This window comes from Streptomyces sp. BF23-19 (genome assembly GCF_041106355.1).
Lineage (GTDB): Bacteria > Actinomycetota > Actinomycetes > Streptomycetales > Streptomycetaceae > Streptomyces > Streptomyces virginiae_A.
On record NZ_JBGBPT010000015.1, the window covers coordinates 90,365 to 104,753 of the forward strand.

At 74.0% G+C, this 14,389-nt stretch carries 13 protein-coding genes and 1 pseudogene; 6 read left to right on the forward strand and 8 right to left on the reverse strand.

The genetic code is table 11. The annotated features are described in order from the left end of the window. Positions 1 to 54: 54 nt before the first annotated feature. Positions 55 to 1,050: a DUF4349 domain-containing protein gene (locus AB8A24_RS11660; RefSeq protein ID WP_369475474.1), complete on the reverse strand. Its 996-nt coding sequence runs from the start codon at positions 1,048 to 1,050 to the stop codon at positions 55 to 57. Between the two features lie 139 nt (positions 1,051 to 1,189). Between AB8A24_RS11660 and hemG the strand changes: the two genes are divergently transcribed. Together hemG and hemQ are read left to right on the forward strand one after the other, a co-directional pair. Then, a complete protein-coding gene (gene hemG, locus AB8A24_RS11665) occupies positions 1,190 to 2,716 on the forward strand; it encodes a protoporphyrinogen oxidase (RefSeq protein WP_369475475.1) in 1,527 nt (508 codons plus the stop codon). 4 nt (positions 2,717 to 2,720) lie between these two features. Further along, positions 2,721 to 3,434, forward strand: a complete 714-nt coding sequence (gene hemQ / locus AB8A24_RS11670; protein WP_030719802.1) for a hydrogen peroxide-dependent heme synthase — start codon at positions 2,721 to 2,723, stop codon at positions 3,432 to 3,434. 130 nt (positions 3,435 to 3,564) lie between these two features. Here hemQ and AB8A24_RS11675 read toward each other — a convergent pair. The 4 genes and pseudogenes from AB8A24_RS11675 to AB8A24_RS11690 all read right to left on the reverse strand — a co-directional run. Then, positions 3,565 to 4,092, reverse strand: a pseudogene (locus AB8A24_RS11675) (alpha/beta hydrolase); the annotation flags it as partial. 292 nt (positions 4,093 to 4,384) lie between these two features. Then, the gene (locus tag AB8A24_RS11680; RefSeq protein WP_369475476.1) at positions 4,385 to 5,431 is read right to left on the reverse strand and encodes a TIGR04222 domain-containing membrane protein; all 1,047 of its coding nucleotides are present in this window, start codon (positions 5,429 to 5,431) and stop codon (positions 4,385 to 4,387) included. Beyond that, positions 5,428 to 6,789 (reverse strand): DUF692 domain-containing protein, encoded by a 1,362-nt coding sequence (locus tag AB8A24_RS11685; protein WP_369475477.1) that lies wholly within the window; start codon positions 6,787 to 6,789, stop codon positions 5,428 to 5,430. The genes AB8A24_RS11680 and AB8A24_RS11685 overlap by 4 nt, the downstream gene beginning before the upstream one ends. A 148-nt stretch (positions 6,790 to 6,937) precedes the next feature. Then, positions 6,938 to 7,690: a peptidyl-tRNA hydrolase gene (locus AB8A24_RS11690; RefSeq protein WP_369475478.1), complete on the reverse strand. Its 753-nt coding sequence runs from the start codon at positions 7,688 to 7,690 to the stop codon at positions 6,938 to 6,940. 71 nt (positions 7,691 to 7,761) lie between these two features. Between AB8A24_RS11690 and AB8A24_RS11695 the strand changes: the two genes are divergently transcribed. The 4 genes from AB8A24_RS11695 to AB8A24_RS11710 all read left to right on the forward strand — a co-directional run bounded on the left by AB8A24_RS11695 (position 7,762) and on the right by AB8A24_RS11710 (position 10,534). Further along, a complete protein-coding gene (locus AB8A24_RS11695) occupies positions 7,762 to 8,436 on the forward strand; it encodes an AIM24 family protein (protein ID WP_328961157.1) in 675 nt (224 codons plus the stop codon). Continuing rightward, positions 8,433 to 9,242, forward strand: a complete 810-nt coding sequence (locus AB8A24_RS11700) for an ATP-binding cassette domain-containing protein (protein WP_369475479.1) — start codon at positions 8,433 to 8,435, stop codon at positions 9,240 to 9,242. Before AB8A24_RS11695 ends, AB8A24_RS11700 begins: the two co-directional genes overlap by 4 nt. Next, positions 9,239 to 9,889: an ABC transporter gene (locus tag AB8A24_RS11705; protein ID WP_369475480.1), complete on the forward strand. Its 651-nt coding sequence runs from the start codon at positions 9,239 to 9,241 to the stop codon at positions 9,887 to 9,889. The genes AB8A24_RS11700 and AB8A24_RS11705 overlap by 4 nt, the downstream gene beginning before the upstream one ends. Positions 9,890 to 10,063: 174 nt before the next feature. Continuing rightward, the gene (locus AB8A24_RS11710) at positions 10,064 to 10,534 is read left to right on the forward strand and encodes a hypothetical protein (RefSeq protein ID WP_369475481.1); all 471 of its coding nucleotides are present in this window, start codon (positions 10,064 to 10,066) and stop codon (positions 10,532 to 10,534) included. 51 nt (positions 10,535 to 10,585) lie between these two features. On the opposite strand, the gene AB8A24_RS11715 is transcribed toward AB8A24_RS11710, so the two are convergent. Genes AB8A24_RS11715 through AB8A24_RS11725 form a run of 3 tightly spaced genes read right to left on the reverse strand, consistent with a single transcriptional unit; the run spans position 10,586 to position 14,177 of the window. Beyond that, positions 10,586 to 11,572, reverse strand: a complete 987-nt coding sequence (locus tag AB8A24_RS11715) for a hypothetical protein (protein ID WP_328961153.1) — start codon at positions 11,570 to 11,572, stop codon at positions 10,586 to 10,588. Beyond that, entirely contained in the window at positions 11,569 to 12,819 is a 1,251-nt protein-coding gene (locus tag AB8A24_RS11720; protein ID WP_328961152.1) for an MFS transporter, read from the reverse strand. The genes AB8A24_RS11715 and AB8A24_RS11720 overlap by 4 nt, the downstream gene beginning before the upstream one ends. Continuing rightward, positions 12,819 to 14,177: a discoidin domain-containing protein gene (locus tag AB8A24_RS11725; protein WP_328961151.1), complete on the reverse strand. Its 1,359-nt coding sequence runs from the start codon at positions 14,175 to 14,177 to the stop codon at positions 12,819 to 12,821. The genes AB8A24_RS11720 and AB8A24_RS11725 overlap by 1 nt, the downstream gene beginning before the upstream one ends. Positions 14,178 to 14,389 lie beyond the last annotated feature (212 nt).

The following is a 14,389-nucleotide window of genomic DNA, read 5'->3' on the forward strand; positions in this document are numbered from 1 at the left end:
GTACCGCCCCTTCACCACCGTCGGATGGTGAACACGCTACGGCCGAACGCGCGTTCAGTCCTGTACGTCGGCCTCGGCGTCCGGAGCCTTCCGGGCCGCCGGTACCGTCGGCCGCCACGGCGCCGGGGCCGGCTTCGGCGCCGCCGGACGCCACCGCCGGTAGACCCGGAACAGCACCAGCACCACCGCGGCCGTCAGCGCGAACGGCAGCACCGCGCCCACCGCCACCGTCAGGTAGCGCACGACCTGGGTGAAGACGTCCCAGCCCCCGCCCAGAGCCCCCAGGAAGGTGGGCTCCTTCTTCTTCTCCTTCTTCTCCGGCTCCGGCTTCGCGACCGGCTCCGAGACCTCCAGCGTGATCGTGCCCAGCGAGGTCTGGTCCTTCAGCGCCGTCTGCTGCGCCAGCAGCGACTCCAGGTCGGACTGGCGGCGCGACAGCTCGCTCTCCAGCATCACCACCTCGCTCAGCGCCGAGGCCTTGCCCATCATCTCCCGCACCCGCGCCACGCTGGCCTGCTGCGAGGCGACGCGGCTGCCGATGTCGGCGACCTTCTCCGTGACGTCCTGCGCGTCGACCTTGCGGTGCAGGAGCTTCCCGCTGCCCTCCATGGCGCCGAGCACGGCGTCGTAGCGCTCGCCCGGCACCCGCAGGGTCAGCGTCGAGGTCATCCGGCCGTTCTCGCCGCGCTTGGTGGACTCGTTGCCGACGTAGCCGCCCGCGTCGTCGGCGGCCGTGCGGGCCGCGGCGAGCGTCTTCTGGACGTCCGCCGTCTCGATGCCGAGCGTCGCCGTGCGGATGACGTTCGGGCGGACCACGGCCGGCGGCGCGGCGTTCTTGCCGGCGGCGGAGCCCGCGGCGCCCGCGGACCCGGCCGGCGCCGGAGCCGCCGCGGCGCCCTCCGGTGCCTTGCCGTCGGCGGCGGGCGCCACCGCGGCCTTGTCGTTCGCGGAGCCCTGGCCGCTCGCCCCGCAGCCGGTGAGGGCGAGCGCCCCGACCAGTGAGAGGGCGGCCAGGGCCGCCGCGGAACGGTGTCTGTCGAAGCTACGCATCGCTGTAAACCCCCGAGGATCGGCTGGTGTTGCCGGTTCGACGTCCAGAGTCCCGTCGCGGGTTTCGAATCCACGGTCCCGGGGTGATCCCGATGCGGTCACGGTCCGGCCTCGGAGATCGGTCTGAGACGATGTGTCCATGCACGAAGCGGACATGCGTACGGATCGGCCGGGCGCCACCCCCCGGCCCACCGGCACCCCCCGGCCCACCGGCTCCACCGGCGCCCAGGGCCACGTCGTCGTCATCGGCGGCGGTATCGCGGGCCTCGCGGCAGCCCACCGGCTGCTCGCCGAAGGCGTCCGCGTCACCCTGCTGGAAGCCGGACCGCGGCTCGGCGGCAAGCTGTACTCCGGTGAGCTCGCCGGAGTCCCCGTGGACCTCGGCGCCGAATCCATGCTCGCCCGCCGCCCCGAGGCCGTGGCCCTCGCCGAGGCGGTGGGCCTCGCGGCGGCCGTACAGGCGCCCGCCACCGCCACCGCCCACCTGTGGACCCGCGGCGCGCTGCGGCCGATGCCGCGCGGCCACGTCATGGGCGTCCCCGGTGACCTGGGACCGCTCGCCGCCTCCGGGGTGCTCTCCGCCGAGGGACTGGCTCGCATCGAGGCCGAGCGGACGCTGCCGCCCACCGAGATCGGCGAGGACGTCGCCGTCGGCGAGTACGTCGCGGCCCGCCTGGGCCACGAGGTCGTCGACCGGCTGGTGGAACCGCTGCTCGGCGGGGTCTACGCGGGCGACGCCTACCGCATCTCCATGCGGGCCGCCGTGCCCCAGCTTTTCGAGGCCGCCCGTACGCACGCCCTCCTGGGCGACGGTGTCCGCGCGTTGCAGCGCCGCGCGGAGGCCGCGCCCCAGCCGGCCGGCCCGGTCTTCGCCGGCATCGACGGGGGCATCGGACGGCTCCCGATCGCCGTGGCCGAGGCCTGCCGCGCCGCGGGGGCCCGGCTCGTCACCGACACCCCCGTCAGCGAGGTCGTCCGCACGGCCGAGGGCTGGCGGGTGGTGGCCGGCGCCGAGGTCGTCGACGCCGACGCCGTGATCCTGGCCACCCCGGCCGGGGCCGCCGCACGGCTGCTGGACGGGCTCGCCCCGGCCGCCGCCGCCGAGCTGCGCGGGGTCGAGTACGCCTCGATGGCCCTCATCACGATGGCCTTCCGCCGCTGCGACCTGCCGGAGGCCGTCTCCGGCGGCGGCGCCAGCGGGTTCCTCGTACCGCCCGTCGACGGCCGGACCATCAAGGCCTCCACCTTCTCCAGCAACAAGTGGGCCTGGGCCGGGACGGATCCCGACCTCTTCCTGCTGCGCACCTCGGTCGGCCGCCACGCCGACGAGAAGGACCTGGCACGCGAGGACGGCGAGCTCGTCGACGTGTCCCTCGCCGACCTCGGCGAGGCCGTGGGCCTCGCGGCCCGGCCGGTTGCCTCCACCGTCACCCGCTGGGAGGGCGGGCTGCCCCAGTACCCGGTCGGCCACCTCGACCGGGTCGCCCGGATCCGTACCGCGGTCGCGGCCCTGCCGGGCCTCGCGGTGTGCGGCGCGGTCTACGACGGCGTCGGCATTCCGGCCTGCGTCGCGAGCGCCGGCAAGGCCGCGGACGCGGTGATCGCCGCGCTCGGCGCGCGTACGGCACCCCTGGCACAGACCACTGATCAGCGCACGGGACAATAGGCACATGACTGCACCAGAGAAGATTCCCAACGCGGGGAAGAAGGCGAAGGACCTCAACGAGGTCATCCGCTACACCCTGTGGTCCGTCTTCAAGCTGAAGGACGTTCTTCCCGAGGACCGTACCGGCTACGCCGACGAGGTCCAGGAGCTGTTCGACCAGCTTGCCGCCAAGGACATCACCGTCCGCGGCAGCTACGACGTCTCCGGCCTGCGCGCCGACGCCGACGTCATGATCTGGTGGCACGCCGAGACGGCGGACGAGCTGCAGACCGCCTACAACCTGTTCCGCCGCACCAAGCTGGGCCGCGCCCTGGAGCCGGTGTGGTCGAACATGGCCCTGCACCGCCCGGCCGAGTTCAACAAGTCGCACATCCCGGCCTTCCTGGCCGACGAGGTCGCGCGCGAGTACGTCAGCGTGTACCCCTTCGTGCGCAGTTACGACTGGTACCTGCTGCCCGACGAGGACCGCCGCCGCATGCTCGCCGACCACGGCAAGATGGCCCGCGGCTACCCGGACGTGCGCGCGAACACCGTCGCCTCCTTCTCCCTGGGCGACTACGAGTGGCTGCTGGCCTTCGAGGCGGACGAGCTGTACCGCATCGTCGACCTCATGCGTCACCTGCGCGCCTCCGAGGCCCGTATGCACGTCCGTGAAGAGGTGCCCTTCTACACCGGGCGCCGCAAGTCCGTCGCCGACCTGGTGGCCGGGCTCGCCTGAGACCTCCCCTGGGGGGAAGGACCGGAGGACGACCACACCGTCAGGTGAGTTCCTCCGGTGGATCGGGAGGCTGGTCCGGAAGACGGCCCCTGCCCCCGAAACGACGCAGCCGGAGATCCCGCCCGGAAGTTCAGACGACAGGCGGCAGCAGTGCCCTGTGGGCGCTCGCTGCCCGGTCGTCCAGCGACACCGGTGCGGGCTCCGGATGCGGCGCACACGTGACACGCCACCCGGGGGTGGCGCCCGTCAGCAGGTACCGCTCCACGTGCCGGTCCACGCAGCCGTTGCGTCCGCCGACCACTCCGTGGGAGCCGGCCCCCGTCTCCGTCACCAGCGAAGCCCCGGCGCCGAGCCGCCGCTGCAGTTCCAGCGCGCCCGGGTACGGGGTCGCCCCGTCCCGCTCCGCCGCGACCACCAGGGTCCCGGGCAGCCGCTCCGGCTGCGCCCCGACCGCCACCGGCCGCTGCCGCTCCCGTACCGGCCACGAGGCGCACGGGAGGTTCAGGAAGGCATTGGCCCAGGTCTCGAACGGGGCCCTGCGCGCCAGCGCGGTGTTCTCGCGGTCCCAGGTCCCCCAGTCCGCGGGCCAGGGGGCGTCGTTGCACAGCACCGCCGTGTACACCGCCGTCGCGTTCTCCGCCTCGGCCGCCGTCTCCGGGTCCGGGGCGGCCTCGGCGGCCGTCCCGCCGGTACCGCCGGTCGGGCCGGTCTCGCCGATCGTGCCGGGCGAGGTCGGCCGCGCGGCGTGGGCCGGCACGCAGAGAAGGACGGAGAGCGCCGCCACGGCCGCCGCCCGACCCGCGAGTCCCGTCCGCATGGCAGCCCCTTCCTCTCATCCGATGAACCGATGAGAGGTCGGGGCGCCGTCCTTGTAAAGGATCACCGGCCGGTGTCGGCGCCGATGGTCCCGTTGCCGCGGATTACGACCCCGGTTGCCGTACGCCCGGCGGTCAGGAGCTGCTGCCGCAGCTGGAGCTGGACGAACTGCCGCAACTCGACGAACTGCCGCAACTGGAGCCGGACGAACCGCCGCAGCTGGAGCTGGACGAACCGCCGCAGCCGGCGCCGCCCCCCGAGGACCCGCAGCTGCCCCCCGAGGAGCCACAGCCCGAACCACCGCCGCAACTGGAGCCGCCGCCGTCGCTCCCGGCACACCAGACGATCGGCAGCACCTCGGCCCCCGACCAGTGCGAGGAGCTGCCCGTGCCGTGGGAGCGGGTGTGCGACTGGGCCGCGGCCAGCCGGGTACCGCGCACCGCGGGCACCAACTGCTGCCGCAGATACGGGTCCCGCAGACCCCGGAGCCCGAACAGCGCGGTCTGCACGTGCGGGGTCCGGTCGTTCAGGTGGGCGGAGCGGATCGCGCGCAGCGCCCGCGCCCCGGCCTTGGTGACCCGGCTCTTGGCGCGGGCCGCGCAGACCAGGCCGACCACGATGCCGCCCACCAGGACGACCGCCACCTTCGCGATGAACGGCACCCCGGAACCGGAAGCGAGGACGAGCGCCACGACGGTCAGCACCACCGACACCGGGAACAGCAGCAGCGCGCACACCACGGCCTGGATCAGCCCCCAGCGGCGCACGCGGCGCAGCCCGGATCCGGGCGGGGCGATCAGCCCGCGGGCGGCCAGCGCGTCCCCGATCTCCTGGACGGCCGGGTCGCACATGGCGGCGTAGCGCACCTGGTAGAGCCAGCCCGAGGACGCCCCCTGGTGGGCTTGGAGGACGGCCCGCTCGGCGGGGTCGGTGGCCCGCGCCCCGGGGCGTACCTGGACGATGCCCGGGCCGCCGGCCACCAGCCGGCCGTCGCCGAGCATGGAGACGAGCGCGGCGTCCACGACGGTGCCGGGGCCGCCCACCACGAAGGCGGCCTCGGACAGGTCGTGCAGGACGGGAGCGGGTCCCGCGGACGCGGACCGGGCGCCGCGGAGCCTGACCATCAGCAGGACGGAGGAGAGGACGACGGCGATCCAGATCGCCAGGGCGAGGAGGTTCATGCGGCTCTCCCCGACAGCGTCCGGGCCCAGCGCACGATCCGGCGGGGCGGTTTGGCCCCGGCCCGGTCCCGCCACCAGGTGGTGAGCCGACGCCGGCCGGCCGGATCGGCCGGCAGGTCCCGGATCAGCAGGTCCTCGGCGAAGTCCAGCGCGTCACGACGGTATCCGGAGGTCATCGGGCGGCTCTTGGCGTAGGAGAGGAAGGCCTCACGGTACGGGTCCGGGCCGCCCAGGATCACGGGCAGCTCGGGAGCCACCTTCGCGACCACGTCGGCCCGCTTGGCGGCCAGTGCCCGGGCCTGCACCCGGATGCGCCGGCGGTCGAAGCCCTCGGGTACCGGGGTGCCGGCCACCAGCGCCGACAGCAGCGCGGCCTGGCCGAGCGCCACCCGGGTCCGGGTCGACTCCGCGACGGGGCCCGGCTCCTCGACCGGGTCCGGCTCGGTGCCCGGGTCCTGGTCGGCGACCGGGTCCGGCTCGGTTTCCGGTTCGATGCGCGCCGCGCCGGACCCGGCGGCGGTCGGGGCCGCGGGCGCGGCCGGTCCGGCCGTCACCACGGCGCGGATCGCGGCCAGCTCGCCCGCCAGCTCGGCCTGTGAAGGGAAGTCGTCGTCCCGCTCCAGCAGGACGCCCGCCGGTTCCACCCGGGAGCGCAGCTCGGCCAGCAGGTCGAGGACCACCGGCGGGACCGGGTGCGCGTGGGTGTCGTGCCAGACGCCGGCTCGCTCGATCCCGCCCGCCACGTGCACGTACGCCAGCGCCTCCAGCGGGATCGCGTCCAGCACGGCGGCCGGGTCCTCGCCCCGGTTGACCCGGTTGGTGTGCAGGTTGGCCACGTCGATGAGCAGCCGGACACCGGTCCGCTCGACCAGCTCCGTGAGGAACTGCCCTTCCGTCAGCTCCTCGCCCGGCCACGAGAACAGCGCGGCGATGTTCTCCAGAGCGAGGGGGACCGGCAGGGCGTCCTGCGCGATCCGCACGTTCTCGCACAGCACGTCCAGTGCGTCGCGGGTGCGCGGTACCGGCAGCAGGTGCCCTGCCTCCAGCACCGGCGAGGAGGTCCGTACGAAGGCGATGTGCTCGGTGACGAGCGGCGCCCCCAGCGCCACCGCCCGCTCGCCGAGCGCCGCCAGCTTCGCCGGATCGGGGCGGTCCGCGCCGCCGAGGCCGAGCGAGACCCCGTGCGGCACCACGCGCGTGCCCCGCTCGCGCAGTCGCAGCAGGGACTCGGGCAGGTGGCCCGGGCATACGTTCTCGGCCACCACCTCGACCCAGTCCAGGCCGGAAAGCCGCTCGACGGCGTCCGCGATCTCCGGCCGCCAGCCGATGCCCACCCCCAGGTGTGCCATGGGCTTCATGTCCCCTCGCCCCCTCTCGTCGTACCGTGTGCCGGTGTCATGGCCCCGACGGAGTCGCGCCAATCGCAGGAGGGGACGTTCAGAGGAACATTTGAGGTTCCCACCGGCCGGGGAACCTCGCCGGAGCCCGACCCGCGGAACCCGACCCTCAGAGCCGGGCCCGCAGCGCCGGATGGTCGGCGACCACCGTCGCGCTGCCCGGTGCGATCTCGGTGAACCCGGCGTCCCGGACCACCGGCAGCCCGCTCCCGCTCAGCTCGGCCCACCGCTCGCGCGGGGCCGTCCGTACCGCCAGCCGGAAACCGGAGTCCTGCCAGGTGGCCCGCTCCGCCCCGGTCAGCTCCCACCACGCCAGCTGCGCCGCGTGCCCGGCCTGGGCCATGGCCTTGCCGGCCGACATGTCGAGGCCGGGGTTGAACCACAGCACCGGCAGCCCCGGCTCCACGGTCGCGGCGACCGGCTCCGGGTCGTCCAGATCGGTGCCCGACACCTGGAGCTTGGCCAGTTCCTTGGGCCACCCGTCGAGGGGCACCGGCGGGAAGACCCGAACCAGCGCGCCGTCCCCCTCCACCGTGACGCCCGGCAGGGTCTCGGCCTTGCGCCACTCCGCCCCGCGCGCCCGCCGGACCACCTTGCGGATCCGGGCGTCCTGCCAGTCGCGGACGGCCTGGGCCCATTCGCCCTCGCCGTGCGCCCGCTCGTCGGTGAGCAGGACCAGTACCGCGCGGGCCGCCGTCTCCAGGGCGTCCGTCCGGGCGGGCGGTTCGGCCTTCTCGATCCGCACCACCAGCGGCAGCACGAACTGCGGTGCCTCGTCGCGCAGTACGTGCTCCTGGCGGAAGGGGCTGTCCGCCCCGACCGCGGGAAGGTCGGAGATGTCGTCGGTGTGCCGGCTGCTCATCCCGCCAAGGATGCCGGCCTCCGCCTTCAGGCTGATGCCCCGGGTGGTCGGCCCGGGTGAGGATCGAAGCCATGAAGAGTGATCTTTTCGCGTCCGAGAACCTTGCCCAGGCCGCCGTCGCCCCGGGCATGACCCTGCAGAACGCCAAGTCCGTGAAGTACACCGTCAACGGTGAAATGCTGGCCCGCCAGGGCTCGATGGTCGCCTTCCGCGGCAACCTCCAGTTCGAGCGCAAGGGACAGGGCATAGGCGGCATGCTCAAGCGCGCCGTGACGGGCGAGGGTCTCGCGCTCATGTCCGTACGCGGCCAGGGCGAGGCCTGGTTCGCGCACCGGGCGGGCAACTGCTTCATCATCGACTTCGAGCCGGGTGACGCCCTCACCATCAACGGCCGCAACGTGCTCTGCTTCGACCCGACCCTGTCCTACGAGATCAAGATGGTGAAGGGCGCCGGCATGACCGGCGGCGGACTCTTCAACAGCCTCTTCACCGGCACCGGCAAGCTCGCCGTCGTCTGCGACGGCCACCCGATCATCATCCCGGTCACCGCCCAGGCCCCGGTCTACGTGGACACGGACGCGGTGGTCGGCTGGAGCGCCCAGCTGGAGACCGGCCTGCACCGCTCCCAGTCGGTCGGCTCGATGATCCGCGGCGGCTCCGGCGAAGCCGTCCAGCTGAAGCTGAGCGGCGAAGGCTTCGTCATCGTCCGCCCGAGCGAGGCCGTCGAGACGGTGACCGCGCATTGAACCTGACCGGTGTGGGCCGACGCTACGGACGGCGCCGGCCCTGGGTGCTGCGCGGGATCACACTCGAACTCCCGCGCGGCGCCCTCGTCCGCCTCGAAGGCGGCAACGGCGGCGGCAAGTCCACCCTGCTGCGGCTCGTCGCCGGGATCGAGGCCCCGACCGAGGGGCGGGTCGGCGGCCGCCCGCCGCGCACCGGCTACGTGCCCGAACGCTTCCCGGCGGCGCTGCCGCTCACGGCCGCCGACTACCTGACCCACCTGGGTCGGGTGCACGGCCTCCCGCACGCCGAGGCGGTCCGTCGCGCGGCCGACCGGCTGGAGCGGTTCGGCGCCGCCGCGTACGCCCGCACCCCGATGGCCGAGCTGTCCAAAGGCAGCAGCCAGAAGGTCGCCGTCGCACAGGCTCTGCTCGCCGAACCGGGGCTGCTCGTCCTCGACGAGGCGTGGACCGGTCTCGACGCGTCCGCCCGAGCGGAGCTGGACCGGGCCGTCGTCGAACGCACCGCCGCCGGAGGCACGGTGGTGTTCGTCGACCACGACCCTCGGCGGCTCGCGGGCGTGGCCGACGCCCACCACCGGCTCGCGGGCGGGGCGCTCGTACCGGTGTCGGCGGCGGCCGGGCCCCGGGTACGGATCCACGCCGTCGGCCCGCCCGGGTGTGCACTGCCGCCGGACCTCTCCGCTTCGCCGGCACCCGGCGGGGGAGTGCTGCTCACCGTGGGCGCCGAACGCTCCGACGTGGTCCTGCGCGACCTGCTCACCGCCCGGCCGCCCTGGCACATCCGCGCCGTGGAGGAACTCCCGTGACCGCCCTGCTCCGCTACCACGGCGCCCTGCTGCTGCGCTCCCAGCGCTGGCTCGCGCCCCTGATCACCTACGCCGCGTTCGTGGCCGTCGGCATCCGGCCGGGCGACCCGGTGTCGGACTCCCTCGGTCTCGTGGCCGCCGGTCTGGTCCCGGCCGCCGCCTGGCTGGTCCGGATCTGCGTGACGGTCGAACCCGACGCGGCCCGCGCCTGCACGGCAGCCGCGGCCGGTCCCGTACGCGTGCACGCGGCGGCCCTGCTCACCGCGTCGACCGGGGCGTTGCTCGCGGGAGCCGCGGCCGCCGCCGTGGCCCTGCTGACCGGTGACCGGTACGGCGTGGCCCCCGGCACGGCCGCCCTCGCCGGGGCCCTCGCCGTGGTGGCCTGCGTACTGACCGGCGCGGCCGTGGGCGCCCTGTGCAGCCGGCCCCTGGTCCGACGCCGGGGCCACGGGATCCTCGCGGCGACCCTCGGCTCCCTGCTCGCCCTGGTCCTCGCGGCCTCCCCGGCCCGCGGCGCGGTGTCCGCCCTGGTCGCGGCGGGACGCTCGGGGGTGGTGCCGTTGCCCCTCACGCCCCTGGCGGTCGCCGTGCTGCTGGCCGCCGGGGCGGGTACGGCAGCCTGCCTGGCCGCCGCCCGCCGGAGCTAGGCCGTCAGGATCCGTTCGCCGTTCCGAAGAGTGATGATATGTAACCTTGTGTGAGCATTCCTTCGTGGGCGGGGATGCCTCTTCCCGTAGACGTGGCCACTCCGCGCATGCGGCGGAGGGCCTCCCCTCCAGGAAAGGACGCACATGAGGAAGCTGGCTTGGGCTGCACGGGGTATGTCGGTCGTATCGGGAGCGGTACTGCTCGGGGCGCTGATGGTCCCGTCCGCGGTCGCCGACGACACTCCGGGGAACACCCCGGCCTCCGACAGTTCCATGGCGGGCCAGGGCAAGAAGTGCGGCGCTCGCGACGTCAGCTCCGCGGCTCCGGACTATGTCAACTTCAACACCCCTGTGGTCTTCCGTGTCGCGACCGACGCGCAGGGCCACTCGTTCGTCAACGACAGCCGCAACGCGGGCGTGTGGATCAACCTCGGCCTTCTCGCCAACGCGCCGACGTGCATCACCGACAGCGCGCTCTCGGTGACCGAGTCCAACCCGGGCATCCTCTACATCACCCTGCTGGCCGAGAACGGGGTGCTCCACGAGGCCCAATGCGCCACCAGCAACACGCCGTTCGCGCCGTCGAACCTCGTGGCGGCCTGCGGCACCGGGTTCTCGGTCCTCCCGAACACCCCCGTCGTCTGAAATGAGCCATGACTAGGGGTGTCCTGCTGCCCGCAAGCAGCAGGACACCCCCTATCGCACGTCGGCGGGGGAGGAGCCGCCCGGGACGAGGAGGGCGGGTTCGCCCGTGCCGTCCGCCGGGGTCGACCAGATGTCGCTCGTGCGGCCGTCCTGGCCCGGTAGGGCGTAGGCCAGGGTCGCGTCGTCGCGCCACGCGGCCTGGTCGTCGACGCTGCGGGGTTCGGCCAGTGGGTGTTCGCGCATCGTCGCCAGGTCGAGGACGTACAGCCGCCAGGGTGCCCGGGGGTCGTCGGAGACCTTCTTCTTGAAGGCGACGCGGGTGCCGTCCGGTGACAGTGAGGGGCATTCGGCGTTCTCCCGAAGCGCCTTCGCCGACCAGGCGCGCAGATCACCCTCGACGAGGTGGGTGGCGCCCCGGGTGGAGACGGTGGCGTAGAAGCGGTTGTCGTCGGCGGCGAAGGTCACGCCCCAGTAGTTGACGTCGGAGTCGTGGTGCCGGGCCCCGCCGAGGGTCAGCGGAATCTGCTCGATCGACTTGATCAGGTAGCCGGTGCGCAGGTCCAGGATCGCCGTCCGGGTGGAGAACGCGGCCGTGTTGTAGGAGTCGCCGGTCGTGAAGGTGGTCCAGGACAGGATCTGGCCCGAGGCCGAGACACGGGCCCGGTTCGGGATGCCGGGCACGGTCACCTTGCGGACCTCCCGCATGCGCCGGTCGAGTACGAGGGCCTCCGTGCGCGCCGGCAGCCCGGGCAGCTTGCGCAGGCACAGGGCATGGCCCCCGGCGGTGTGGAAGCGGTCGCAGGACGGACCGCCGGTCACCCGCGGCAGGCCCGGGCCGCCCTGGCGCGCGATCCGCCCGCCGGCCGCGTCCCGGAAGTAGAGGCCCGGCTCCTCGACGGTGAAGGAGGCGTCGGCCTGCAGCGCGGGCGGCCGTTCGCGGTGCCGCGCGTGCAGTACGTAGCCCAGCGAGCCGCCCGCCAGCAGCAGCACCGCGGTGACGACCAGGACCAGGCGCAGCCGGCGGGACGGGGGATTCACGGGACCTCCTGGGGAGCGGCGGGCAGGATGCGCGAGGCGGCCGCGAGCGCCCCGGCCAGCGCGAGGGCCGCGACCCAGAGGGCGGGCCGCTGCCCCCAGAGGGTCCACGCCGCCCCGAAGCCGGCGGCGCCCAGCAGTCGGGCCAGTGCCTGGCCGGTCTGCAGCACCGCGAGTCCGCCCGCCCGGCCGGCCGCGGGCAGCGCGGGAGCCGCGAGCGCCATCAGCACCCCGTCGGTGGCCGCGTAGAAGATCCCCAGCAGGACGAGCACCCCCACGACGGTCGGAGGGGAGACCGGGGTGAGCAGCAGGGCGTACGCGCCGAGCAGGGCGCAGTGCCCGAGCAGGAAGGCCGTCCGACGGCCGGTCCGGTCGGCGATCCGGCCCGCGGGGACGGCGAGCAGCAGGTAGACGGCGGCGGCCCCGAGCGGCAGCAGCGTGAACAGGGCGGGCGGCAGGTCGAGTCCGCGCAGGAGCAGCAGGTAGAGGAAGGCGTCGCCGATGGTGGCGGCGCCGAGCAGGGCCGAGGCGTACAGCACCCGGCGGAACACGGGGTCGCGCAGGACCGGACGCCGCGGCGGGGGAGCCGGGACGGGGGCCGGAGCCGGAGCCGGAGTGGCCGGCCCCGGTGCCGCCGGGACGTACACGACGAGCAGCAGCACGCCGAGCAGGCCGGTGCAGAAACTGACGGCGAACACCGCGTCGTAGGCGTCGGCGGTCGCCCACAGCACGGCGAACGCGGCGAGCGGCCCGAGCAGGGCGCCCGTGGTGTCCATGGCGCGGTGCACGCCGAAGGAGCGGCCGAGGCTCTCGGGGGGCCCGCTGAGCGAGATGAGGGCGTCGCGCGGGGCGGTGCGGATGCCCTTGCCCAGCCGGTCGGCGGCGAGCGCGGCGGCGATCCCACCCGTGGCACCGCCGGCGAGCAGCAGACCGAGCCGGGAGAGCGCGGAGAGCAGGTAGCCGGCCCCGGCGACCCGCTTGTGGTGGCCGCGGCGGTCGGCGATCCGCCCGCCGAGCAGCCGTACGAGGGCTGTGGCGCCGTTGAACATGCCGTCCAGGAAGCCGAACTGGAGGGGAGTCAGGCCCAGGCCCAGGACGAGGTAGAGCGGCAGCACCGCCGTGACCATCTCGGAGGAGATGTCGGTGACGAGGCTGACCGCGCCGAGCGCGAGGACGGCGGCGGGGACGCGCCGCCGGACCCCTGGGGGGCGGGGCGGCGCGTCCGGGCGGCCGTTGGCGGCCAGGTACATCAGTGGCAGCTGTACTTCGGGCTCGTGTCCTTGACCTGGCCGTCGGTGGCCACGTAGGTCCACCCGTAGCCGGAGTCGGTGAAGTCCAGCTTCACCACCCCGTACGGTCCGCTGATCCGCTTCTGGCTGTTGGGCTGGACCTCCTCGATCGGGTAGGGCTCGGCTCCGCCCATCCCGCCGACGATCTCCACGATCCCGTCGGCCGTCGCCCGGCCCTCGGGGTCCTGCGGGGCGAACCGCTCGTAATGGTGGTCGTGCCCGTTCAACACCAGGTCGGCCTTGGCGGCGTAGAGGATCTTCCAGACGGGCTTGGAGACGGGGTCGTTGCCGTGCCCGCCGGAGGAGTACAACGGGTGGTGCCAGTAGGCGGCCACGCACGGCCTGGTGTTGGCGGCGAGGTCGGCCTTCAGCCAGTTGAGCTGGGCGGACTGGTCGAAGGAGTTGGAGTCGAGGGCGACGAAGTGCCAGTTGCCCTCGTCGAAGCTGTAGTAGCTCTTGCCCTGCGGGTAGGCGATGCTCCCGAAGTACGACTTGTAGCCGGCGAGCGGGCCGGCCGGGTCGTACGTCTCGTGGTTGCCCGGTACCGGCCGGGTCCGGGACTTGAAGGCGCCCCAACTCTTGTCGTAGTAGGCGCGGTAGTCGGACAGCCGGGCGTCGTCGTACTGGTTGTCGCCCATCGTCAGATAGAACCTTGGGTCGATGCGCTGCGCGAGCGCAGCCGTCTTCGGGTGCGCGCAGCCGCTGTCGGACGCCGTGCACTGCGCGGCGATGTCCCCTGCCGCGACGACCGTGAAGGAACCGCCCGGCGGTGGCCCGTCCCCGACGGTGCCGTACACCTCGGCCTCGAAGAGCGAGTAGCCGTACGAGGTGCCGCGCGCGGTGCCCTGGACGCGCAGGTAGCGGCCCTTGCCGGACAGACCGGTCCAGTCGTCGACCCCGCCGTTGCCGGCGCCCTCGACGGCGAGCGGGGTCCAGGCGGCGCCGTCGGCGGAGACCTCGACGCGGTACGCCTTGGCGTAGGCGGCCTCCCAGGTGAGCCGGACCCGCGAAATGGTGGCCCCGGCGCCGAGGTCGACCCGGATCCACTGCGGGTCCTTGCCCTCGGCGCTGGCCCAGCGGGTGGCGGGGTCGCCGTCGAAGGCGTTCTTCGCGCCCAATGAGGAGGACTCGGCGGAGGAGGCGGTGGCGGGCTTCCCACGGGATATGAGGGGGTCGGCGGCGGCCCCGGCCCGGCCGGGCCAGGCCAGGAGGAGCCCGCCGACGAGCGTGAGTGCGGCGAGGCCGGTGAGGCCGGTGAGGAGGAGGGTGCGAAGTCTGCCGCGTAACAGAGGGGGATGAGCGGAGGCGTTCAGGCGCATACCTGGAACTCCCTGCCTTGAGGGGCGGCGAGAGCTGGACACTGGTGCGGGACGCCGCACCCGCCCGCGGACGGGCAGGGGGCGGCACCACGGCGGCCGGGTCAGAGCTCTCACTGAGCGCGTCATGCCCGTGGGGGTGGGCACCGCGCCAAGCCGCCGCCCGGGACACTAACAGGAAGGAAAGTTTCCTACCAGTGCTCGCGCAACACCTG